Origin of the sequence: Streptococcus sp. 2018162, assembly GCF_019754175.1 — a bacterium.
In the GTDB taxonomy this organism is placed as follows: domain Bacteria; phylum Bacillota; class Bacilli; order Lactobacillales; family Streptococcaceae; genus Streptococcus; species Streptococcus hashimotonensis.
The window spans coordinates 179,509-201,359 of record NZ_JAIJZP010000002.1 but is presented as its reverse complement, the minus strand read 5'-3'; the positions used below and the strand labels follow the sequence as shown (position 1 = coordinate 201,359).

The window sequence follows — 21,851 nt, the reverse complement described above, 5'->3', positions numbered from 1 at the left end:
TTTACTTTCTAATGTTTTATATATAAAATTGCAGAGCGACCCGACCAGACATAGTAATATTGACCAGCATATCCGTCCGCCACTTCCAGCACTTCTTCCTGATTAAAGCCTGAAATCTTGACCAAACCTTCTGCCTTTTCCACCTGGGTCAAGAGATAGTCTGTTTCAACTTCCTCTAACTCGGCGTCCTTAAAGGGATTGGCTTTCATGAAAATCTTGCCCTCCTCCACAAAGACAACATAGTAGGGGAAAACTTGGGCGATTTCAAAGAGCAAACTCTCCGTCACTTCCTCGTCTTGCTCCGAAAAAACCTGAGCCAGACCATCCGCTGACACATAGGCAAATCCGAAAGACTTGCCTGACAAATTCAGGCGGACAAAGGGCTTATCTTCTTCAAAGCTGGGCTCTTTTGGAAAAAGGCAGAGCTGCTGAGAGAGGGTCAGATAGTAATCCGTCGCCTCTTCTGCCCCTTGTTTCTGGTAGATTTCCGCAAAATAAGCATTGATAACCGAAGGTGGTGGCGTGATAAAATCTAGTTTTTGTTGGTCAGTCAAATCAGCTAATTTCTTAGCCAGATAGACCTTGTCCAGACTGGTAAAGCCACCGTATTTCATTGCCAAATCAAGATAATCCGTCATAAAATTCTTCCAACTTCCATTTATTGCTGGAAGCGATATAGCCTGATACCACTTCCACATCCTCTTCGTAGGTCCGATTTTCTATCAGAGCTAGAGTAGCTAAATCGTGCAACTTGTAAGCTTCAGCTAGTGGGACCCTGACCTCAAACCGTTCAAACATGGTCTTAATCTTGGCCAAGACCATCATCTGTATATGGCCTTTGGCATTTTCATCCTTAGCGGACAGCATGACATGAGGAAACTGACTGGGGGTAAAGCTGTCGTCCGTCTTGTCCAGCTTGTTGTAGAGGGCTAGACGCGGAATGTCCAGCATATCCAAGTCTTTTAAAATATCCAAGACTACCTGCTCCTGCTCACTGTGATTGGGGTCAGAGGCGTCGATGACATGGAGCAAGAGGTCCACGTTCATGGACTCCTCCAAGGTGGATTTGAAGGCAGAAATCAGCTCGGTCGGCAGGTCCTGAATGAAACCAACCGTGTCGGTCAAGGTCACGTTGAACTTGTCAGCCAAGTTAATCTGCTTGGTCGTAGCATCAAGTGTCGCAAAGAGTTCGTCCGCCTCGTACTGTCGCTTATCCGTCATGGCATTCATAATAGTGGACTTACCAGCATTGGTATAGCCAATCAAGCCGATTTTGAACACGCCTGATTGCAGGCGGCGTTCACGGACAGTCGCTCGGTTCTTCTCCACCGTTTTGAGTTGGCGTTCAATGTCGTGAATCTGATTACGAATGCTTCGACGGTTGAGCTCCAACTGGCTTTCACCTGGTCCACGAGAGCCGATACCACCGGCCTGACGGCTGAGCATAATACCCTGACCAACCAAGCGTGGCAACATGTACTTGAGCTGGGCCAAGTGGACCTGCAGTTTTCCCTCGTGGCTCCGTGCTCGCATGGCAAAAATATCCAAAATCAGCTGCATGCGATCGATGACCTTAACCCCCAGAATCTCCTCCAAATTGACATTCTGACGGGGTGTCAGTCTGTTATTGACAATGACGGTATCAATCTCATCAGCTTCTACCATCTGGGCAATTTCTTCTAGTTTCCCTGAGCCGACAAAGGTCTTGCTGTCGTATTTTTCACGTTTTTGAGTGTAGACTCCCTTGACCAGAGCGCCAGCCGTCTTAGCCAGACTTGCCAACTCTTCCATGGACATGTCAAAGTTGTCTGTCTGCTGTAATTCCACTCCAACCAGGAGGGCACGTTCTTGTTCTTTCTGCGTTTCAATCATTTAAAAATTCCTCCACGGCGGTGAAAATCTGAGACTTGTAATCTGGCTGGCCTACTGAATAAAAGGGAACCTGCATCCGATTTCTAAACCAGGTCAATTGGCGTTTGGCAAAGCGGCGGCTGTTTTGCTTGACCTTATCAACCGCTTCTTCTAGCGAAAGCTCACCAGCAAAATAAGGGAAAAACTCCTTGTAGCCAATTCCCATAGCAGCTTGGGCTTCTGGGTATTCTTGATAGAGCCGGCTAACTTCGTCTAGCAAGCCCGCCGCTATCATCTTATCCACTCGCTGATTGATGCGGTCGTAAAGAACCTGTCTGTCATCCGTCAGGCAGATGTAAAGAGGCTCAAATTCTGACTCTGTATTTTCTAAATTCTTGCCAAATTTTTTCAACTCTAACCCACGAATAATTCTCCGTCGGCTGTTTCCTTCGATCGTCAAACCTGCCTGCTCTGCCATTGTTTCCAAAATCTCGTCAGACAAGCAGTCAAGTTCCGCCCGATAAGCAAGAACTTGCTCTTGGTCAACCTGCCCGCCTAGATGGTAGCCTTCAAGCAAGCTCTGAATGTAAAGTCCGGTTCCTCCAACGATAATGGGCAACTTTCCACGACTAGTAATGTCAGCAATTAAGGCCTTGGCTTCTGCTACAAATTCATAAGCCGAATAGCCCTCGGTCACATCTCTGACATCAATCAAGTGATGAACCGCAGCAGCCTGCTCTTCAGGACTAGCTTTTGCCGTACCAATATCTAGTTTGCGATAGACTTGCTGGCTATCACCGCTGATAATTTCTCCATTGTAGCGCCGGGCCAATTCAATGCCTAAAGCGGTTTTTCCTACCGCAGTTGGTCCAATGACCACAATAACTTTAGTTTTCATCTTTTTCCTTGAAAATATTTTGTTTTTTCGCTAAAATCTATTATAACACAAGTAAAGGAGAAATAACTATGGCTAAAGGTTTTGGTAAAGGTTTCTTGACAGGTGTTCTTTCTACAGTTGCTCTTGCAGCAGGCGCAGTCTTCACTGTTCACAAAACAATCATTGAACCAGAAGAAAAGAAAGAAGCCTTCATTGAGGAAAATCGTAAAAAAGCTGCTCGTAAACGTGTAGCACATTAAAAAGCTGGCAGGAGTCCAGCTTTTTTGTTTGACAAAAAATCCCTTAGAAGCTCTGCCATTTTCACAGAAAAATGACAGCCTTCTTAAGGGATTATACTTTATAAGATAATATCTTCTTTTTCGATCAGAACAATAGTCCACATCATGGCAAGTGTGACGATAGCCAGAGCAAGAATCAATGGCATCCAGTTTCCGAAGATTGGATAGCTATAACCGAGAAGGCCTGGTCCAAATGCTGCAATGAGATAGCCACCTGTCTGCACCATTCCTGATAGCTGAGCAGTAGCCTGGCTGTTGCTTGTTTTCAAAGTAAAGCTCAACATCATATAAGGGAAGAGGGCTGCATTTGAAAAACTTAAAATAATGTGAAGTGCTGACCAAAGAATGAGATTGGTCGGAATCAATGCCATCATAACCAAGCCAAGCAAGGTAACAGATGAAATAGCCAGCATGATATTTCGACGCATTTCCTTTGTCTGACGGGAAAGAACAGCCGGGATAATCATAGACATGGGAATAGCTGTCATATTGAAGAAACCAGCCATTAGACCTGCTTCTGCCTTACTAAAGCCAACTGATTGAGAAATGGTTGGCAACCAGGTAATCTCTGTATAGTAGAGGACTGATTGTAGCCCACCAAATATCAAAAAGGCAATCGCTGCTTTATTTTTCCAGATAGATGATTTCTGTTTTCCTTGGTTCTCACTTGCAAATCGATGGTTATTTTTTACATTAGGCAACCAGATTAGGAAAGCCATAAACACCAATCCTGTAATTAACAGAATAAAAAATTCCCAAGAACTAGAGGATACAATTGGAACAGCAATCATAGATGCAACTGTTGCCGCAACCCCCATGAGAGTGATATAAATCGTCGTATACAGACCAATTTTCTTTGGAAAATTAGCCGCAACCAAACTTGGTAGCAAAACATTAATAAACGCTATTGTAGCACCAACAAGCATTGTACCAATGTAAAGGGCTGGTAAGTTGAGAACTCGCATTCCTGAACCAAGCACCATGACCAGTAAGACCAGGGCCATTAGTTTTTCCATGCCAAACTTAGCCGCAAGACGCGGTGCTAAGGATGAACAGAGAGCAAACATAATGAGCGGAATAGAGGTTAAAATTCCTAATGAACTCACTTCTACTCCCAGTCCTGCTGCCACATCTGTCAAAATAGCAGGCAAAGCTGTAAAGGGGGCACGCATCACGACCCCTAGCATGACGATTCCTGCAATTATAAAGGGTGATTGTTTTTTCATTTTTCTCCTAAGTCTCCTAATGTTCGGATTTCAGCACTTTCGATTATACCATAGTTGACAAATGATAGAAAGTTATTTCCGTCTTTTTTTCTAGTTATAGTTTTTAACTATGGATTTGCCATGAAAATAACTATTTTTCAAATGATAGCTTATGAGTTAGAATAGGTTCATACTAAAACGAAAGAAAGAGAGATACATATATGACAACTTCAAGATTCCAATTAGTCGGTTCACTTCTTCGACCAGCAAACTTAGGAGAATTTAAACGTAAAATTGAGCATCGTGACAATATCCAATACCCATTCTACGACGCCTTTGATGGCTATCAAGAAACTGAAGCTGCAACTATCGAAGCGATTGTAGCTGAACAAAAAGCAAATGGTATTGATATTGTAACAGACGGTGAGTTTTCAAAATCAATGTGGCATCTTGACTTTGTCTGGGGCTTCGATGGTATCGAGCGTTACATTGCTGAGCATGGTTATCCTTTTAAAGACCATGATGGACAAATTTTTGAAACACGTAAGGATATTGGATTACGTATCACAGGTCCTCTTTCAGCAAAAAATCACCATTTCATTGACATTTATAAAAAAGTTAAAGAACTAGCTGGTGAAACTGATACAAAGTTAACTGTATGGGGACCTGCCCATGCCTTTACCGAGCTTGTTCTCTTCAATGGTCAAGTCGGTCCAGACCAAGTTTATAAAACACGTGAGGATTTGAAAGAAGGTTTATTGGCTGCCTATAGAGAATTTTTAGACCAGTACAAGGAAGCTGGTGGACAAATCGTTCAATTCGATGACTGCCTTTGGGAATTATTCGACCCTGCTAACCCTGTACCTTTCTTGCCACAAGACGATTCTGAAGCATTGGCTGCTTTGGCTGACGAGTTTGTTGCTATCAATAATGCTGTTATTGATTACGGACATGAAATTGGCTTAACCGTCTGGACGCACAACTGCCGTGGTAACTATGAAAGCCGCTCAGCAGCTGGCGGAACTTACGAAGCCATTGCTGAAAAATTCCTGCGTGACCAAAAATACGATCGATTCTTCCTTGAGTGGGATGATGAACGTGCAGGTGATTTAAAAGCTTTGGAAAGCTTGCGTGATAAGAATGTCGAAGTCGTTCTTGGTCTACTTTCAAGTAAAACTTCTGATTTGGATGATGAAGAACGTGTTTATAAATTACTCGAAGAAGCAAGCAAGATTATTCCAAAAGAGCGTCTCTACTTGTCACATCAATGTGGATTCGCTTCATGTGATTCAGGTAATGAATTGGCCATCCCGCAACAGTGGGCAAAAATTAAACAAGGCCAAGAAATTGCAGAGAAGTTTTGGTCTTAAGCCACTTCTTGTTATTCGTGCATAAAAGCCCCGCCATTTGGCAGGGCTTTTATTTGTTCGTTAATCAATCCTAATATAGCAAAGGTGCCAACAGTAAAATCACAAGTAAGGCTAACAAATGCCCAACTGTCACTAGGATAAACGAATACTTGAGTCCTCGTTTCATACTTAATTTCGAAAGATTGTGGAAGGTAATCATCACACCAGACTGAGGCACAACTGTCAAGATAGCTGATGCAACAACTACTACACGATGCAGCAACTCTGGATTAATCCCCATTTCCAAATAGGCAGGGAGGAAATTACTTGAAGCAATACCTACCGCACCAGAAGATGAACCGATAATACCACTAACCAATGCTGTCGAAACAGATAAACTGATCAGCGGTGATCCTGGTATTTGTTGAATCCATTCTTGAATGACTGCAAAACCTGCTGACAAGGTTAACACCGTCCCAAATGCTACGGTACTAGAAGTTGCAAAAGCAGGCACTATAGATGCTGTTGTCGCAGCATTCAAAATTTCTTTTTGATTTGGCAGATATGGATAAAAAATCAAGGCTGATAGAAGGATAGAAACCAGCAAGCCAATTGCTAGGACATTCGGAGTTTTACTCATTAGGAAAATCGTCCCAATAAGACTGAATAGAGGCAAGACTGATAAAAATAGATTTGGTGTCTTATCAGCTACCACTACTGCAGCTTCATCCTCTTCTTCCGTATACGTCTCTCCATTTGCTAGACTTTTCTTGAGGCAGTAGGCCATGTAGAGCAAGCCAAATATTAATAGCGTCAAGCTGGCTGCCAAACTGATAACGGGTGCCGCGGTCAAGCTAGTTCCCAAAACTTTTGTCGGAATGACATTCTGGATGGAAGGTGCCCCAGGAAGAGTTGTCATCGTATAGGTACCTGCTCCCAAAAAGACAGGAATCGGAAAAAGTGCCCAGTTGATATTCAACTCTTTAAAGAGGGGGCGTGAAAGGGGAAGCAAGGTAAAAATGACTACAAAAATACTCACACCACCATAGGTCAGAATGGAAGCAATCAAAGTGATGGCTAACAAGCCCTTATAGGGACTATCTTTTCCCATTACTTTCAAAATGCTATTGGCAATCGTCTGCGTAGCTCCACTTGCCTCCATATAACGTGCCAAGATAGACCCCAACATAAAGATGGCAAAATTATTAATCAAAAAACCTGCTAAGCCCGCCATATAAGACTGCTCTTTGCCCAACATAACTTCCAAAACATTCATCTGATTGGTCAGAATGATGATTAAACTAGCTAGTGGTGCCGCAATGATAACATGTAAATTTTTTGATGTCCAATAAATAATGGCTACAATAGCCAATAAAACCCCTAAAGTTGCTAAAATTGTCATAAAACTCCTTTATCTATTCTATCCCCTAATAAACCTAGTATCAGAGGCAACTATTTGAAAATTTTTATATCTTTTTGTTCCCCTAGTTCTGCAAGTAAGTCCGATACCACTTTTTTCAAAATTGGGTGACGGTAATCAGAAGCAATCTCAGCAAGAGGTTTGAGAACAAATGCTCTTTCATGGGCGTAGGGATGGGGAACAATCAGATTCTCTTCTTGAATCTTCTCCTCATCCCAAAAAATAATATCCAAATCAATGGTCCGTTGTCCCCATTTTTCAATCCGTACTCGGTCCAACTCTTGTTCGATGTTCTGGCAAACGCTTAGAAAATCCTGAGCAGATAAATCAGTATACACTTGACAAGCTAGATTGAGGAAATCAGCCTGATCTGTCTTACCCCAAGCTGGAGTTTCATAAATGTTGGAAACTAAGCCAAGCTGGCAACCTGGATGACTGGCTAATTTGTCTAGGGCTGCCTGTAAATAGGCTTGCCGATTGCCCATGTTCCCTCCGATACTGAGATAGGCTATATGCTTCATGGTCGTTCACGCTCCAATTCAATTCCGACAGAATCATAGTGTCCAGCAATGGGCGGATTTTCCTTGTAAATGGCCAAGCGAATCTTCTCCACCTTTGGAAATTGATCAAAAATCTCCTGACAAATAACACCTGCTACCTTTTCTATAAGGATGTAGGGCTTGCCTTCCACAACTGCTTTAATGGTTTCAAAGACCATACCGTAGTGAACTGTGTCTTCTAAATTGTCAGTTTGTGAAGCTGCTGTCAGGTCAACAAACAAATCACAGTCAACTGTGAAAATTTGACCGAGAACTTGTTCTTCTTTGAAGGCACCATGGTAGCCGTAAAAACGACATTTATTAAGAGAAATCTTATCCATGTTGACCTCCAGAAGTCAATTGGTCCCAAACTTTAACGATGTCACGGTTGGCAGCGACATTGTGAACACGGACCATTTTACAGCCTTTTTGGACTGCCCAGGCAGACAAGGCTGCCGTTGCTTGATCGCGGTCAGTCGGTAAGCTATTTCCACCAAGCAGATAATCTACCACGCGCTTACGAGATATTCCAAATAGAACAGGGTAACCAAGAGCAGTAATCTGTTCCAGACCTTGCAAAAGGTCCAGATTATGTTGGACATTTTTTGAAAAACCAAATCCTGGGTCTAACCAAATCCGGTCTGCGGAAACACCAGCATCAAGTGCTGCTTGGGCACGCTCGGCTAGAAAGTTTTTGACCTCTCCAACAATATCCGCATAGCTTTCTTCTTTCTGGTTGTGCATGAGAATAATTGGTACCTTATACTCCGCAGCCAGGGCTAACATATCTCCATCATAAAGTCCTGCCCAGACATCATTTAAAATATCTGCGCCTGCTTCCAAGGCTGCACGCGCTGTGCCTGTTTTATAGGTATCGATGCTGACCAAACAATCGTAGTTTTCTTTGATTGCACGAATAATTGGAACCACTCGTGCGATTTCTTCTTCTTCAGACACAAATGTTGCACCTGGACGAGTGGACTCACCACCAACATCAATGACGGTAGCACCCTCAGTCAACAACTTTTCTACTTGTACCAAGGCAGACTCCACCTCATTATAGTGACCACCATCTGAAAATGAATCTGGCGTCACATTGAGAATCCCCATAATGGTTACTTGATTCGCTAACTGTTCGATTGACATATAACCTCCTATTTATTGTGAATCATGGACAAGAGTTCACGGCGCAAGATGGCATCTTCCTTGTATTTGCCAAGGGCAACTGTAGTCACTGTCTTGCTACCTGGCTTGCGAATCCCACGCATACTCATGCACATGTGCTCTGCTTCTACCATGACAAAAACACCTTCTGGTTCAAGGGCATCTTGAAGTGCATGAGCCACTTGATGAGTTAAGCGCTCCTGCAATTGAGGACGACGGCTCGCCACCTCCACTGCACGCGCCAATTTACTAAGACCTGTCACACGCCCTTTACTCGGAATATAGGCTACATGTGCAATACCATAAAATGGGACAAGATGGTGTTCACACATAGAATGAAAAGGAATATCCTTTACCAAAACAACCTCTTCATGTCCCTCTGAAAAGACAGCTGTAAATTGGTCTTTGGGATCCTCTTCTAGGCCGTTAAACATTTCTAAATACATCTTAGCGACCCGTTTAGGCGTATCTAATAAACCTTCACGATTCGGGTCCTCACCCAATAATTCCAATAATTGATAAATTGTTTGTTCGATTTGTTCTTGTTTTGACATAGTGCATCCTAAATAGTTTGATGTTCTTATTATACCTCAAAAACTGTTTTCAGAAAAGGGCTTTCAGTATTCTGATCCCAAAACTGTCCCCTACCAGAGCACCATGCAGGTGTCCCTACTACCACCTTTGTGGTATAATAGGATAAATCAACTACAAGGAGCCTTTATGACCAAAAAACCTGTCCAACTTGCTACGATTTGCTACATTGATAATGGTAAGGAATTTCTTCTCCTTCATCGAAACAAGAAAGAAAACGATGTCCATCAAGGAAAATGGATTGGAGTTGGTGGTAAACTAGAACCTGGCGAAACACCACAGGCTTGTGCCATTCGAGAAGTCTTTGAGGAAACTGGGCTTACTGTAACAAAGCATGCTCTAAAAGGAGTGATAACCTTCCCAGACTTTACTCCAAATACAGACTGGTACACCTATGTCTTTAAGATAACTGGTTTTGAAGGAAGTTTGATTGATTGCAACGAAGGCGATTTAGAATGGGTTCCTTATGACCAAGTGCTCTCCAAACCAACTTGGGAAGGCGATCGCCATTTTCAAGCATGGCTCTTGGAAAACCGTCCCTTCTTCTCTGCATGCTTTCGCTATGATGGGGACAAACTGCTGGATTACAGCGTTGATTTTTATGAGGAGTAATCCTATAAATAGAAAAAGCCTTGGTTTTCAAGGCTTATTTTCGTTATAAGAATTTTTTCTTAGGCATTTGCTTGTTCAATACGACATCCAAGGGACCAGCTGACAATACTGTATCTACCAAACGTTTATCTGTAATTTTTTTATCGAGGAGAACTTGATATTCTAAAATCAGCGCTTCTTTTTTCTTTTTGTACTTGAGGGAAATTAAGTCGGCTTGCTTGCAAGATTTACCAAATTGATTTTCAAAAAATTGATCATAGTCAAAATTCATTGGCACTGTTACCAAGAGATGACGACGATTTTGATTGACTTGAGCAAAGCTAATGTTCTCAAAAATCAAGATACAAGCAGATAAGATGACCGTCATAAAGACAGCCAAACCTAGGAAACCCATTCCTGTCGCTAGACCGATAGCCATCGCTAAGAGGACTGCAAGCATTTCCTTCGAAGAACCTGCTGCTGAGCGGAATTTAATTAGACTGAAAGTCCCTGCTACCGCAACACCCGCTCCCAAGTTACCATTAACTAATGCAATGATAACAGCAATCAAAGCTGGCATTAAACTTAGTGTGATGACAAATTCCTTTGTATAATTAGATTTATATTTATAAACAGCCGCTAAGAGTACCCCCATGGATAGACTAACTCCAAAAACCATGGACATCTGCGCTAAGGTAATATTGCTATTGGCCGTTGAAAAGATACTATTAAACAGCTGCATGTTGGCTTACTTCCTCTCCAGGGATGTTGTGGGCAAGCTTATAGGCATTGCCATATTTTGAAAATGATTGTTTTTCGATCTGGTATTTTTCAAGCAAGGCTACTAACCATTCTGGTCGCTCTTCTGGAACTTTTACTTCCATGATTACTTTGGTTGGGTCTAATAGGTTCTTACCAAATTTACCTTCCATTGCATCCACATCGTAGTCTCGATACAGTAAGTTCTTATCGATTGTGAGACGAACTTTTTTGTCTTCGATTCCTTTATAGGATACGCGATCGTAGTAGATATACATCTTCGGCTTAATAGTCCCGTAGCGTTCTCTCAACATTTCGAGTTCTGTGGTTACCTTATCATCCTTGATTGTAGAATCAATCACTCCATTTTCGATATAATTTGTTACAGAAACAGGGTTTGAAGTTAAACGGTATTTATAGCCAATTTTATTTTCTTTTTTCTTGATTTCAAGAAAGGCTTGACTCGATTCAGATGGTGTCGCATCATAGACACGCATACGAATTTTCTCACGTCCATTCTTTTTGGCAAGTGAATCTTGAATCATATCAAAATCTTCATTATCAAAGTAGATATTGGTAATCGTTGATGTCGCAAATTCATCTGCCATCATGTACTGACGAAGTTCCTTTTCTAAAAGTTCAAAAGTTTTTTTATCAACGATATATTTAGTCTCTTTACGCTTAAACTGCTTTTGTACGATTCTTGTTTTCATTATTGTGCCTCTTCTATCCTAAATTTTGACAGGTCCCTGTCTTGTTTACAAGATATAGTTTACCGACCAAGCTTTAAATGAAACTGAAAATAAAATTAAACAAAACTTAAACTGCAATAAAGTTGAAATTCTTTTGTCACATTCTAATCTATGCTACAATAGTCCTATCAATAGTAAGGCAAGGAGAAACCCATGTACGAATTTGTCCTAGAATACGGCTCTTTCCCCGTAAAACTCATCGACGGTTTTGTCAACAATCGCTCAGAAATTCCTGATTTTCTCAAAGAAGACGAAGAAATGATTGCCCGATTGAACCAAATTAACGAACTCTTCCACCAACTTTTCTTAACCATCGAATGCAAGTTTGACTACATTGGCAAGCAATTCCCTGACAAGATTGAACAACTAAGAGCACTCTATCATCCCCTGGCAGACGATTTACTAGCCAAGTATGGCAAACAGATAGAGTTGAAGATTGAACCTTTTATTTTGTAATACTCAATGAAAATCAAAAGTAGCCTAGGAAACGAAGGCGAAGATAGAACTCTGTTACTTTTTTATTGAAAGGTAACAGGCTGAAAACCTCCACTGGAGCTTTTCACTCATCAAGGCTCTTGACAACGGATAATTTTGATTTTCGAAGAGTATAAGACAAAAGAGATGACCGCAATCATCTCTTTTCTTCTATCCTGTATTCCAAACCATACTGGTCACGCGATAAGTAGCCATAATCCACCAAGTAGCGTCTCAATATAGCATAGTCATCATAACACTCAGCTAGGAAGGCATTGACTTCTTTTTCGGTGAATGTTGAGCCTTTCTTAGCTAATTCTTCTTGTAAATAAGCAAACAAGACCTGCTTACTTTTCAGCTTTTTCGGAATGACAAGCAATTTCCCATCTCGGAAAAATTTTTCTTGAATGTCTTGAGTACTCATATCTCCCTCCCAAAAATCCTAGCCCGCAGACTAGGATTTGATAAGATCTACAAATTAACGAATCTCAGCACCAAGTGCTTCGAGCGACTTACTGATTTTCTCCATATACTTCGCCACTTCTTCATCCGTCAGGCTGTCCGCAGGATTTTGGAAGGTCAGGTTATAAGCCATAGACTTCTTACCAGCCTCGATATTGCTGCCTGCATAGACGTCAAAAAGGGTCACCTTGGTCAAGCGTTTCACGCCAGCACCAGCAATGGCATCCAGGACATCCTGATGTTTGACATCGCTGCTCAAAAGCAGGGCAATATCACGGCTAACCGCTGGGAATTTGGAGATTTCCGTAAATGGCTGAGCAGGCTGGAGAGCTTCTTCAATCGCATCCAGATTGATTTCAGCCACATAAGTCTCAGGAATACCGTAGTCCTTAGCCGTTTGAGGATGTACCTGCCCGACAAAGCCGATAACTACTCCATTCAAATGGATTTCAGCTGTACGACCAGGGTGCAGGGCAGCAATCTCACTGGTTGCCACAAAGTCAACTGCCAACTTATAATGACCAAAGATAGCTTCCAAAATACCTTTAGCATGGAAGAAATCAACGGATACTGCTGGTGTCTGGAAGTCTTTCTCAGCCACCAAACCTGTCAAGACAAGGGCAAATTTATTGATTTCTTGTGGCAGGTCCTCTTTTGGATTGCCAGACTGTTCAAAGATTTTTCCGATTTCGTAGAGGGCCAAGTTCTTATTCTTACGAGCCACGTTGTAGGCCACTGTTTCCAGCATACCAGACACCATATTCTGACGAAGGGCAGAGCGGTCAACGGTCATTGGCCACATGAGTTCGGTGACTGTGGTTGGACGAGCCGCAAACTCCACAGCCTTTTCAGGTGTTGTCAAGGCATAGGAAATGATTTCTGTCAGGCCTGCACCTTCTGCCAGGCTACGCACTTGGCGACGGATTTTCTGGGTCAGGGTCAACTCACCTGCTGTTCCGTCCTCTTTCGGAAGAGTGGTCGGTAGATTATTATAGCCATAGATACGAGCGATTTCCTCTACCAAGTCTGCTGGAATGCGAATGTCCCAACGACGACGCGGCACTGCTACTGTAAACTGACTTGCATCGCCAGTTGTTTCCATACCTAAACGACGGAAAATGTCTGCGATTTGGGCATAGTCCAGATTGGTCCCGAGCGAGCGGTTAACGTAATCAATAGTCGCTGTGACTGGGACATCTGATGTGTCCACGCTACCCGCAGAAACGATACCAGACAAGACCTGACCACCAGCCAGCTCCGCAATCATAGCAGCTGCTGTGTCCATGGCCTCCGTCAAGGTTGCCACGTTGATGCCTTTTTCAAAGCGAGAAGAGGACTCAGAGCGAAGGTTGAGGCGACCAGAGGTCTTGCGGATAGACTTACCGTCAAAGAGGGCAGCTTCCAGCACAACCGTCTTAGAGTTGTTGTCAATTTCTGTGTTGGCACCACCCATGACACCACTGAGGGCAACTGCCTTGTCCGCAACGGAAATGACGATGTCATCAGTAATCAAGTCACGCTCTTCGCCGTCAAGAGTTACCAAGTTTTCCCCCTCTTTTGCCTGACGAGCTACGATTTTCTTACCGTCAAACTTGTCAAAGTCAAAGGCATGCATTGGCTGACCGAAGTAGAGCAAGATGTAGTTAGTGATGTCCACCACGTTGTTGAGTGGGCGGATACCTGCGTTCATGAGCAGGTTTTGCAACCACTGTGGGCTCGGTGCGATAGTCACATTTTCTATGACACGGGCTGTGTAGGCAGTCACCTTGTCTGACTCAATGGCCACTTCAATCACATCGCTGGCCTTCTTGTCGCTTTCCTCCAAGGTCACTGGCTTGAAGTTGACCTTGCTGTCATAGATAGCTGCCACTTCGTGAGCCACGCCACGCATAGAGAGGGCGTCGGCACGGTTTGGCGTGATAGACAGCTCGATAATCTCGTCGTCGAGGTCAAGGTATGAAAAGACTGGCTCACCTACGACTGCATCTTCAGGCAGGTGGTAGATTCCGTCCGCATATACTTTTGGTACCACAGAGTCGGACACGCCGATTTCGCTCAATGAGCAGAGCATCCCCAAGGACTCAACGCCGCGGATTTTGCCTTTCTTAATCTTGTAGTTTCCAGCGATACGAGCTCCTGGCAGAGCGACGATCACCTTGATGCCTGGCTTGACATTTGGGGCACCGCAAACGATTTGCGTAACTTCCTCACCGACATTGACCTGGCAGATGTTGAGGTGGGTATCAGGAATTGGCTCAGCAGACACAACCTGACCCACAACCAACTTAGAAAGACCAGCACTCTTTTGCTCAACCCCTTCTACCTCAATCCCTGTTGTTGACATTTTTTCAGACAAGTCATGGCTTGTCGCATCAAAGTCAACGAGTTCTTTTAACCATTTGTAACTTACTAACATAACTTTTCTTTCTTTATTTTTTTAGAAAACACTACTTTTCAACTGTAAACCTAGTGAGAAGAGTAGGTAGACCGCTAGAACAGCTACCGCTTCTCTCAATCTACTAACTTTATCGGATTACGACGTTCTAAGGTTGAAAACGATACTTTTTCAACCTTAGAACTAGTGAGGGGAGTAGGTAGACCGCTATAGCGGCTACCGTTTCTCTCAAACAACAATTTACTAACTTTATCAGATTACGACGGATTTCAAGCAAAACGATATCTTTTGCTTGAAATCCTAGTAAGGTAGCTAGGGAAGTCGCAGAATAGCGATTCCCGTCTACTTAAGAGCTGACTTTGTCAGCCTTAAGTAGTGCTACGTTAAAATTGCTCCGAGAATCGTACATCGCCTTGATAGAATCCACGAATATCGTTGATACCGTAGCGGAGCATGGCAATGCGTTCCTGACCAAGACCGAAGGCAAAGCCAGAGTACTTGGTTGAGTCAATCCCACTCATTTCCAATACTTGTGGGTGGACCATGCCGGCACCGAGGATTTCAATCCAGCCTGTTTTCTTACATACGTTACAGCCGTCACCACCACACTTGAAGCAAGAAACATCCACCTCAACAGATGGCTCTGTGAATGGGAAGTAAGACGGACGGAGACGAATTTGACGCTCTTCACCAAACATTTTCTTGATGATCATTTCAAGCGTACCTTTGAGATCACCCATGGATACATTTTCACCGACAACCAAGCCTTCAATCTGGTGGAACTGGTGGCTGTGGGTCGCATCGTCCGTATCACGACGGAAAACACGGCCTGGTGAAATCATCTTCAAAGCACCTTTTGAGAAATCATGCTGGTCCATGGTCCGTGCCTGAACAGGCGACGTATGGGTCCGCATAAGGATTTCCTCTGTGATGTAGAAGGTATCCTGCATATCACGAGCTGGGTGATCTTTGGGCAAATTCATGCGTTCAAAGTTGTAGTAATCTTTTTCCACTTCAAATCCGTCAACGATTTGGAAGCCCATGCCCAAGAAAATATCTTCGATTTCTTCAGAAGTTTGAGTCAAGACATGGCGTTTTCCGACCTTGACCTGACGACCTGGCAAGGTCACATCAATAGTTTCTGACGCTAATTGCTGCTGAATTTTTGCGGCTGCAACCTTCTGAGCGGTTTCTTCAAAAGCAGCTGTCAGCACATCACGTACTTCATTGACCTGCTTACCAACGATTGGTTTCATATCGTTAGATAGGTCTTTCAAGCCTTTCAACAGGTCAGTCAAGGACCCTTTTTTACCCAAAACCGCAACACGCAGGTCTTGTAGTTCTTTTTCTCCTTGGTGCTGGATTTCTTTTAATTGTTCAAGTGTAGTTTGGCTTAATTCAGCCAACTGTTGTTCAATGTTTGACATAATTCCTCCAATAAAAAAAAACGCATGACACCACTCGTATCGGAGCGTTGTCACGCGGTACCATCCGTTTTCATCTGCTAGGCAGACCTCGTTTCTTTGAATCTGTATTCACAAGTGAAGTGCTGAACTGTGAATACAGGTTCTAAGTCCTTGCGTGAGTGAATTCGACCAACTTTCACTGATTGAGCTTACAGTCACGGCTCAACTCCCTGGACAGTTTCCATAGGTGTACTAGTCTCACAGACTTCTATTCAATTAAGAATATTCTATCAAAAATAAGAAAGTTTGGCAAGAAATCTTCCTAGAAAACTCCCTCTATCTAGGATAGAAAGGAGTTTACATTTAGAATATGTATTCACAAGCGAAGTATTTTAAATAAGAACTAGTTTTTCGATCATAAAGATAGTATTTTGAAGGAATTCTGACTGTATTTTGAAAAAAACTAGCCTTAGACGGAAGTGCTAAACTGTTGATACAGGTTCTTATAGTTTTGCCTGCCATTTATTGGCCCAAACATTCTCATTTGGCACACCATAGAATGCATCTTTTCCTTCTAATTTATCAAGGAGGGATTCGATCGTGTTTTTATTATGATGGTAGGCATTGATAGCAGTTTTGACCATGGTAACATCGTGAAGGTGAGTTGTATAGTTTAGTGAAACGAAAATGGTTGGAACTTCATGTACATACCAAGGAACTTCATTGGACATGGCTGTTTTCCACTGGATGCGGTAATTATTCTGCGCTCCATATCCAATGACATTGGCAACAGTCAAGACTAGATCAACTTCTTCTCGGTATTGCAGCGTTTTTCCTTTGATTCGAGTTGTGCCATCATTGACAGTCACTTCATAACCACGCGCCTCTAGGGCAGATTTAAGGTTATCAACCACTTCTGTACTTGCCGCCATAATCCCTTCTTTTTCGCCTTCTAGGTAATATAAACGGATTCTGCGATGGGTTTCTGGACTGATTGGAAGATTTTTCTGTGTATCTTTCAACAGCGTAATTGCTTTGTCTGCTGCTTCACGTTGCCAAGCCAAGTGTTCTTCACAGCCGATAATAGCCAATTCATCAGCTGATTTTAGTAAGGTTCCTTCTGCTTGCTTGATATGCAGATTGAGTTTGGCTTTCAGACCTAAAATGCGACGGAGAGCATCATGAAGGCGTTCTTCAGTAATCACTCCTTTGCGGTAGCCATTGAGCATAAATTCAAAATCTTCTTCTAAGTTATTGAAGAATAAGAACATATCGCAACCCGCAGCAATGGCTGCTGGGACATAATCTTCACGACGCATCGCTGCTGTCATCCCCAACATATGGCTGGCATCTGTTATGACCAAGCCATTGAATTCCAGTTTTTCTTTCAATAAATCTTGAATCAATTCGGGAGCCAGCGTTGCAGGCAAAATATCTTCGTCCTTCAAACTTGGATTCAATGTTTGTTGATAGTAGGGCAAGGCTATATGACCCGCCATAATCATCTCAACACCAGCTTCAATATGATGACGGTAGACACGACCAAAACTCTTGTCCCATTCTTCTGGAGAGAGCTCATTGACACCGAGGACTAGGTGCTGATCACGTTCTTCTGTACCATCTCCTGGGAAATGCTTGATACATTGAATCACATCTCTTTCAGCAGTCAATCCTTCCAAATAGGCACTGGTATAGGCAATAACATCATCAGCATTTGTACCGTAGGCTCTGGTATTGACGATAGTATTGCGCCAATTCTGAACAATGTCCACGCAAGGGTCAAAATTGACATTTACACCTAATGCAGTCTCCTCGCGCGCAGATACGAGACCTGCTAGGTAGGGAATACGAGGATCCCGACTGGCTTCAGATTGAGCACCTGAGGAAATATAGGTTCCTCCTTTCACAGCTCCATCTCCACCTGAGTCACAGTTCGCTGCAACCAAGAGAGGTACTTTTGAATAGCTTTGCAACTCGTTAATCAGTCCTTGTACCTGTTCTGGACTACCATTCATATAGCGGGCGCCACCTATGTGGTATCGATTCATCAATTCCTGATTACTCAAATTATTTCCGCTAAAAGCGTCTCCTCCGAAGAAGAATAGATTGACAAACAATTGACCGATTTTTTCTTCATCAGTCAGATGACCCAAGGTATTTTCCACCCAAGCAATCTGCTCTTCATCCAAACAATAGGGTTTCTTCTGCAAATCAACCAATCTAGGCATTATTTCCTCCTTATTTTCCTCGCCAAATACGTGTATCTACCAAACCACAGTAGGCATCAACAGGCGATACCCCTGTAAAGGCTGACTCTCCTGCTAGTTTGGCAACCAAGGCTTCTAAAGTGACAGGCAAGCCATCATAGGCATTGATATAGGTTGCAACCTGTGGCATATCTGCAAGTGCAAATGGGTGCTGAACGGAGACAACAATGGTTGGAATTTCGTGAACATAGAAAGGCTGGTCTGGTGTTCCCTTGGCAGCTGGCCAAATAATCCGCTGAGTTGTCCCTCCTGAGTTGACATCGACTAAATTGATAATCAAATCATAGTTATCTGTGATTTCGGCAATAGGACGTTTGGAAGCATAGACATTTGTAATCGCTGCTGGTCTTTCTTCTTCTGGCAATTTGGCAATCCGTGCTTCTGTATTTTCCCAGATAGATACTTGGTGACCTCGAGCTTCTAATAGTTCTTTCAACGTATCGGCTGCTCTCTTCTTGCCAGCATTGATCATGGCGCCAAAACCACCCTTATAGCCATCTACTTCTACCAACAAAATACGTTTGTAGCGGTCTGGATTGACAGGGAAAATTCCTTCTTGTTTGGCTTTTACCAAGGTAATCGCCTTATCAGCTACTTCTTTGGCAAGCTGTTTCGCCCCATCTCTACCAATCAAAGCCAGTGCTTCTTCTTTTGGCAACATGATTTCCTGACGACGACCTTCAAACAAGTGAAGACCGAGTTTAGCTTTCAAGCCCAAGGTACGACGAAGGGCATCATGGAGGCGTTCCTCAGAAAGCAGACCATTTTCCAATCCTTCTTTCATCCATTGCAAATCTTCTTCTGGATCATTGAAGAAAAGGAAAAAATCGCATCCTGCCTCAATAGCTGTAGGCAATAGCTCACGACGCGGCATAGAAGCCGTCATACCAATCATATGACTGGCATCCGTGACGATGGCTCCATTATAACCCAACTCTCCACGAAGCAATTCATCCAAGAGGGTTTTATTCAGCGAAGCTGGCAACATGTCATCCAATTCACGTTCTGGATGCATTTCTTTCTCAACATTTGGCAAATGAATGTGTCCCGCCATAATACCTGGAAGACCTGCGTCAGCCATTTCACCGTAAATCCGTCCAAAAGTCTCCATCCATTCAGACTTGGTCATGGGATTCGAAGCAAAAGAGAGATGATGGTCACGTTCATCAATGCCATCGCCTGGGAAATGCTTAGCAAACGGCACAATGCCGTGTTCCATAATGCCACGCATGTATTCTTTAGATAATTCAATGACTTGGTCTACATTAGCTCCCCAAGTTCGGTTTGCAATGATTGGATTGCGCCAATTACAGCTGAGGTCCATAATCGGTGCAAAGGAGGCATTGCAGCCTACCGCAGCTGCTTCAAGTCCTGCAACTTTCCCCATTTCATAAGCATAGCTGGGATCGGCTGTCGCAGCAATCTTGATTTCATCCCCAATTTTCGTCCCATCCGTAACAGCACCATTCCCACCAGATTCAGTATTGGCTGCAATCAAAAGGGGAATCTTAGACTTGGTCTGCAAAATATAGTTTTGCTCCCAAATATCTGCAGCAGGTCCAGGATTATAACGAACAGCAGCAATCTTATAATCATTTAATACTCCAGTCAGATATTCTTCCGTCCGCTGGCTCCCCATGTTGACAAAGAGATGACCGATTTTTTCATCTAAGGTCATCTGAGCAATGGTTTCTTCAATCCAAGAAATAGCCTCTTCATCAAGGCTGTAAGGTTTCTTCCGTAAATCTACTAAATGTGTCATGTTTGCCTCCAAAAAAGCTAGAGGACATAGCGCCTCTAGCCCTTCTCTCTAGTCGTCTAAATTATTCCAAAATGCCTGTGTCAATTCTGTTTCTTTCTCACCTGTGAATGCTTGATGAGCAAATTCATCTGCAATCGTTTCTGTCAAATCTGTCCAAGATTGCATCTCTCGTCCTACTAAAATAGGATAGAAATGGACACCGTTCAATTCCGCCGCCTTCAAATCACCAGGCGAGTCACCAATCATCATAATCTTATCAGGACAATACCCTTCCTCTATTAACCCTTTGATGACATCTTCTTTCTTACCACGGTCTTGACAGTACAATTCTGTAACATAGTCCATCAAACCTTGGTCTGTCCACTCTTCTTCTACTGCTTCCTTATTAGCAGAAGAAACCACGTAGACTTTTCCTAACTGGCTCAATTTTTCCAAGCCCTTGTGAACGCCGATGAAGGCTAAAACAGGACCGCTATAATGCTTAATGGCTTGATTGACTTGAGTGGACCATTTTAAAGCGAGTTCCAAATCTTTTGACGGCTGCTCCTCTATCAATCTTTCCAGAGAAGCATTTGACAAAGAATCTGTGGTCGCGACCCAATTTTTCAAGTTGTCTATACCAGTCACACCTGCAAATTCTAGGCCTTTAACTAAGCCTACAAAGCGGTTAATACCACGTTCTCGAGAGTACAGATTGACACGATTCCATTCAGCTAAAAACGGTTCTTTATCTTTGACATCAAAAACATCTGCAGCCAAGGGGCCGAAAAAAAGTTTATGTTTGTAGGTCATGGTGTCCATGGCGCAGCCATCAGAGTCCACACAAAATACGTATTCCGTCTTCATCATCAGACTCCTGAATAGGCTGAGAAGCCACCGTCAATCGGTAAAACAACACCGTTGACAAAACTTGCCAAATTCTCATCTGCCAAGAAGAAGACTCCTCCGACCAACTCTTCGGCTTCACCAAAGCGTCCCATTGGTGTATTGGTCAAAATCTTGTTAGCACGTGCGGTCGGTTGACCTGACTCGTCAAATAGCAAACCACGGTTTTGGTTGGTAACCAAGAATCCAGGCGCAATCGCATTACAGCGGATGCCAACTTTTGAAAAATGGACTGCTAACCATTGGGTAAAATTACTAATAGCAGCTTTGGCACCTGAATAGGCTGGAATTTTTGTCAAAGGAGTAAAGGCATTCATGCTGGAAATATTGATAATATTTGCTCCCGAGCGACCGATCATATCCTGTGCAAAGACCTGTGTTGGCAATAAGGTTCCCAAATAGTTCAAATTGAATACAAAATTGATACCTGCCTCATCCAAGTCAAAGAAAGTTTTGGTATCAGCTGGCAACCCAATCTCATGGAACTCATTGTCCGTTGTCGCTTTGGGATTATTGCCTCCAGCCCCATTGATTAAAATATCTACAGGACCAAAATCTGCTAGGACTTGCTGACGAACTTCTTCCAAATTTTCCTTAGAAAGAACATTAGATTTATAGGCTTTTGCAACACCGCCTGCTGCTGCAATTTCATCAACGAAGACCTGAGCCGCAGCCTCATTCAAGTCCAAAAGCGCAACCTTTGCACCTGCCTTTGCAAATTCTTTTGCCAAATAGCCACAAAGAACGCCTCCTGCACCTGTAATAACAACAACCTTATCCTTAAACTCAATAACACGTGACAT

22 protein-coding genes are annotated in these 21,851 nt (G+C 43.1%); 4 read left to right on the top strand and 18 right to left on the bottom strand.

Annotated elements, in window-relative coordinates:
- Positions 1 to 8: 8 nt before the first annotated feature.
- The 3 genes from K5Q22_RS03315 to miaA are packed head-to-tail and all read right to left on the bottom strand — an operon-like array spanning position 9 to position 2,749.
- Positions 9 to 638 (bottom strand): cystathionine beta-lyase, encoded by a 630-nt coding sequence (locus K5Q22_RS03315; protein WP_105212409.1) that lies wholly within the window; start codon positions 636 to 638, stop codon positions 9 to 11.
- Positions 622 to 1,872 carry a GTPase HflX gene (hflX, locus tag K5Q22_RS03310; RefSeq protein ID WP_044670531.1) on the bottom strand — a complete coding sequence of 417 codons (1,251 nt, stop codon included), beginning with the start codon at positions 1,870 to 1,872 and terminating at the stop codon, positions 622 to 624. The genes K5Q22_RS03315 and hflX overlap by 17 nt, the downstream gene beginning before the upstream one ends.
- Positions 1,865 to 2,749, bottom strand: a complete 885-nt coding sequence (gene miaA / locus K5Q22_RS03305) for a tRNA (adenosine(37)-N6)-dimethylallyltransferase MiaA (protein ID WP_105212408.1) — start codon at positions 2,747 to 2,749, stop codon at positions 1,865 to 1,867. Before miaA ends, hflX begins: the two co-directional genes overlap by 8 nt.
- 68 nt (positions 2,750 to 2,817) lie before the next feature.
- Between miaA and K5Q22_RS03300 the strand changes: the two genes are divergently transcribed.
- A complete protein-coding gene (locus K5Q22_RS03300; protein WP_012775205.1) occupies positions 2,818 to 2,988 on the top strand; it encodes a DUF3042 family protein in 171 nt (56 codons plus the stop codon).
- 98 nt (positions 2,989 to 3,086) lie between these two features.
- Here K5Q22_RS03300 and K5Q22_RS03295 read toward each other — a convergent pair whose 3' ends face one another.
- A complete protein-coding gene (locus K5Q22_RS03295) occupies positions 3,087 to 4,253 on the bottom strand; it encodes an MFS transporter (protein ID WP_205013538.1) in 1,167 nt (388 codons plus the stop codon).
- Between the two features lie 200 nt (positions 4,254 to 4,453).
- On the opposite strand from K5Q22_RS03295, the gene K5Q22_RS03290 reads away from it, so the two are divergent.
- Complete coding sequence (locus K5Q22_RS03290) at positions 4,454 to 5,602, top strand: cobalamin-independent methionine synthase II family protein (RefSeq protein WP_044763959.1); 1,149 nt, start codon at positions 4,454 to 4,456, stop codon at positions 5,600 to 5,602.
- Positions 5,603 to 5,672: 70 nt separating this feature from the next.
- Here the strand turns inward: K5Q22_RS03290 and K5Q22_RS03285 are convergent, their stop codons facing one another.
- Genes K5Q22_RS03285 through folE form a run of 5 tightly spaced genes read right to left on the bottom strand, consistent with a single transcriptional unit; the run spans position 5,673 to position 9,258 of the window.
- Positions 5,673 to 6,983, bottom strand: coding sequence for a GntP family permease (locus K5Q22_RS03285; protein WP_024401192.1), 1,311 nt, complete (start codon positions 6,981 to 6,983; stop codon positions 5,673 to 5,675).
- Positions 6,984 to 7,033: 50 nt separating this feature from the next.
- A complete protein-coding gene (gene folK, locus K5Q22_RS03280) occupies positions 7,034 to 7,522 on the bottom strand; it encodes a 2-amino-4-hydroxy-6-hydroxymethyldihydropteridine diphosphokinase (RefSeq protein WP_105212406.1) in 489 nt (162 codons plus the stop codon).
- Entirely contained in the window at positions 7,519 to 7,881 is a 363-nt protein-coding gene (folB, locus tag K5Q22_RS03275; RefSeq protein ID WP_012027113.1) for a dihydroneopterin aldolase, read from the bottom strand. The genes folK and folB overlap by 4 nt, the downstream gene beginning before the upstream one ends.
- The gene (gene folP / locus K5Q22_RS03270; protein ID WP_205013537.1) at positions 7,874 to 8,686 is read right to left on the bottom strand and encodes a dihydropteroate synthase; all 813 of its coding nucleotides are present in this window, start codon (positions 8,684 to 8,686) and stop codon (positions 7,874 to 7,876) included. The genes folB and folP overlap by 8 nt, the downstream gene beginning before the upstream one ends.
- Before the next feature lie 8 nt (positions 8,687 to 8,694).
- Positions 8,695 to 9,258, bottom strand: a complete 564-nt coding sequence (gene folE, locus K5Q22_RS03265) for a GTP cyclohydrolase I FolE (protein WP_002938082.1) — start codon at positions 9,256 to 9,258, stop codon at positions 8,695 to 8,697.
- Positions 9,259 to 9,424: 166 nt separating this feature from the next.
- Here folE and K5Q22_RS03260 point away from each other — a divergent pair, with 166 nt between their 5' ends.
- Positions 9,425 to 9,907: an 8-oxo-dGTP diphosphatase gene (locus K5Q22_RS03260; RefSeq protein ID WP_105150869.1), complete on the top strand. Its 483-nt coding sequence runs from the start codon at positions 9,425 to 9,427 to the stop codon at positions 9,905 to 9,907.
- A 43-nt stretch (positions 9,908 to 9,950) separates the two neighbouring features.
- Here the strand turns inward: K5Q22_RS03260 and K5Q22_RS03255 are convergent, their stop codons facing one another.
- Together K5Q22_RS03255 and K5Q22_RS03250 are read right to left on the bottom strand one after the other, a co-directional pair.
- Positions 9,951 to 10,628 carry a DUF4956 domain-containing protein gene (locus K5Q22_RS03255; RefSeq protein ID WP_024407416.1) on the bottom strand — a complete coding sequence of 226 codons (678 nt, stop codon included), beginning with the start codon at positions 10,626 to 10,628 and terminating at the stop codon, positions 9,951 to 9,953.
- Positions 10,615 to 11,358 carry a polyphosphate polymerase domain-containing protein gene (locus tag K5Q22_RS03250; RefSeq protein ID WP_205013536.1) on the bottom strand — a complete coding sequence of 248 codons (744 nt, stop codon included), beginning with the start codon at positions 11,356 to 11,358 and terminating at the stop codon, positions 10,615 to 10,617. Before K5Q22_RS03250 ends, K5Q22_RS03255 begins: the two co-directional genes overlap by 14 nt.
- A 192-nt stretch (positions 11,359 to 11,550) precedes the next feature.
- Between K5Q22_RS03250 and K5Q22_RS03245 the strand changes: the two genes are divergently transcribed.
- A complete protein-coding gene (locus K5Q22_RS03245) occupies positions 11,551 to 11,853 on the top strand; it encodes a hypothetical protein (protein ID WP_205013535.1) in 303 nt (100 codons plus the stop codon).
- 175 nt (positions 11,854 to 12,028) lie between these two features.
- On the opposite strand, the gene K5Q22_RS03240 is transcribed toward K5Q22_RS03245, so the two are convergent.
- The 7 genes from K5Q22_RS03240 to K5Q22_RS03210 form a co-directional block, all read right to left on the bottom strand.
- Entirely contained in the window at positions 12,029 to 12,295 is a 267-nt protein-coding gene (locus K5Q22_RS03240) for a DUF2087 domain-containing protein (protein ID WP_172035633.1), read from the bottom strand.
- 54 nt (positions 12,296 to 12,349) lie between these two features.
- Positions 12,350 to 14,749 carry a phenylalanine--tRNA ligase subunit beta gene (gene pheT, locus K5Q22_RS03235; protein ID WP_205013534.1) on the bottom strand — a complete coding sequence of 800 codons (2,400 nt, stop codon included), beginning with the start codon at positions 14,747 to 14,749 and terminating at the stop codon, positions 12,350 to 12,352.
- 362 nt (positions 14,750 to 15,111) lie between these two features.
- Positions 15,112 to 16,155 carry a phenylalanine--tRNA ligase subunit alpha gene (gene pheS / locus K5Q22_RS03230; protein ID WP_024400731.1) on the bottom strand — a complete coding sequence of 348 codons (1,044 nt, stop codon included), beginning with the start codon at positions 16,153 to 16,155 and terminating at the stop codon, positions 15,112 to 15,114.
- A gap of 482 nt (positions 16,156 to 16,637) precedes the next feature.
- Complete coding sequence (locus K5Q22_RS03225) at positions 16,638 to 18,362, bottom strand: glycoside hydrolase family 3 protein (protein WP_205013533.1); 1,725 nt, start codon at positions 18,360 to 18,362, stop codon at positions 16,638 to 16,640.
- 10 nt (positions 18,363 to 18,372) lie between these two features.
- Complete coding sequence (locus K5Q22_RS03220; protein WP_205013532.1) at positions 18,373 to 20,163, bottom strand: glycoside hydrolase family 3 protein; 1,791 nt, start codon at positions 20,161 to 20,163, stop codon at positions 18,373 to 18,375.
- Positions 20,164 to 20,211: 48 nt separating this feature from the next.
- Entirely contained in the window at positions 20,212 to 21,012 is an 801-nt protein-coding gene (locus K5Q22_RS03215; RefSeq protein ID WP_205013531.1) for an HAD family hydrolase, read from the bottom strand.
- On the bottom strand, positions 21,012 to 21,851 hold the full coding sequence (locus K5Q22_RS03210; protein ID WP_044668754.1) for an SDR family oxidoreductase: 840 nt from the start codon (positions 21,849 to 21,851) through the stop codon (positions 21,012 to 21,014). The genes K5Q22_RS03215 and K5Q22_RS03210 overlap by 1 nt, the downstream gene beginning before the upstream one ends.

What these genes read in the sequence shown, in the direction of transcription:
- K5Q22_RS03315 (WP_105212409.1), bottom strand. Translation starts at nt 638, where the DNA reads ATGACGGATTATCTTGATTTGGCAATGAAATACGGTGGCTTTACCAGT.
- hflX (WP_044670531.1), bottom strand. Translation starts at nt 1,872, where the DNA reads ATGATTGAAACGCAGAAAGAACAAGAACGTGCCCTCCTGGTTGGAGTG.
- miaA (WP_105212408.1), bottom strand. Translation starts at nt 2,749, where the DNA reads ATGAAAACTAAAGTTATTGTGGTCATTGGACCAACTGCGGTAGGAAAA.
- K5Q22_RS03300 (WP_012775205.1), top strand. Translation starts at nt 2,818, where the DNA reads ATGGCTAAAGGTTTTGGTAAAGGTTTCTTGACAGGTGTTCTTTCTACA.
- K5Q22_RS03295 (WP_205013538.1), bottom strand. Translation starts at nt 4,253, where the DNA reads ATGAAAAAACAATCACCCTTTATAATTGCAGGAATCGTCATGCTAGGG.
- K5Q22_RS03290 (WP_044763959.1), top strand. Translation starts at nt 4,454, where the DNA reads ATGACAACTTCAAGATTCCAATTAGTCGGTTCACTTCTTCGACCAGCA.
- K5Q22_RS03285 (WP_024401192.1), bottom strand. Translation starts at nt 6,983, where the DNA reads ATGACAATTTTAGCAACTTTAGGGGTTTTATTGGCTATTGTAGCCATT.
- folK (WP_105212406.1), bottom strand. Translation starts at nt 7,522, where the DNA reads ATGAAGCATATAGCCTATCTCAGTATCGGAGGGAACATGGGCAATCGG.
- folB (WP_012027113.1), bottom strand. Translation starts at nt 7,881, where the DNA reads ATGGATAAGATTTCTCTTAATAAATGTCGTTTTTACGGCTACCATGGT.
- folP (WP_205013537.1), bottom strand. Translation starts at nt 8,686, where the DNA reads ATGTCAATCGAACAGTTAGCGAATCAAGTAACCATTATGGGGATTCTC.
- folE (WP_002938082.1), bottom strand. Translation starts at nt 9,258, where the DNA reads ATGTCAAAACAAGAACAAATCGAACAAACAATTTATCAATTATTGGAA.
- K5Q22_RS03260 (WP_105150869.1), top strand. Translation starts at nt 9,425, where the DNA reads ATGACCAAAAAACCTGTCCAACTTGCTACGATTTGCTACATTGATAAT.
- K5Q22_RS03255 (WP_024407416.1), bottom strand. Translation starts at nt 10,628, where the DNA reads ATGCAGCTGTTTAATAGTATCTTTTCAACGGCCAATAGCAATATTACC.
- K5Q22_RS03250 (WP_205013536.1), bottom strand. Translation starts at nt 11,358, where the DNA reads ATGAAAACAAGAATCGTACAAAAGCAGTTTAAGCGTAAAGAGACTAAA.
- K5Q22_RS03245 (WP_205013535.1), top strand. Translation starts at nt 11,551, where the DNA reads ATGTACGAATTTGTCCTAGAATACGGCTCTTTCCCCGTAAAACTCATC.
- K5Q22_RS03240 (WP_172035633.1), bottom strand. Translation starts at nt 12,295, where the DNA reads ATGAGTACTCAAGACATTCAAGAAAAATTTTTCCGAGATGGGAAATTG.
- pheT (WP_205013534.1), bottom strand. Translation starts at nt 14,749, where the DNA reads ATGTTAGTAAGTTACAAATGGTTAAAAGAACTCGTTGACTTTGATGCG.
- pheS (WP_024400731.1), bottom strand. Translation starts at nt 16,155, where the DNA reads ATGTCAAACATTGAACAACAGTTGGCTGAATTAAGCCAAACTACACTT.
- K5Q22_RS03225 (WP_205013533.1), bottom strand. Translation starts at nt 18,362, where the DNA reads ATGCCTAGATTGGTTGATTTGCAGAAGAAACCCTATTGTTTGGATGAA.
- K5Q22_RS03220 (WP_205013532.1), bottom strand. Translation starts at nt 20,163, where the DNA reads ATGACACATTTAGTAGATTTACGGAAGAAACCTTACAGCCTTGATGAA.
- K5Q22_RS03215 (WP_205013531.1), bottom strand. Translation starts at nt 21,012, where the DNA reads ATGATGAAGACGGAATACGTATTTTGTGTGGACTCTGATGGCTGCGCC.
- K5Q22_RS03210 (WP_044668754.1), bottom strand. Translation starts at nt 21,851, where the DNA reads ATGTCACGTGTTATTGAGTTTAAGGATAAGGTTGTTGTTATTACAGGT.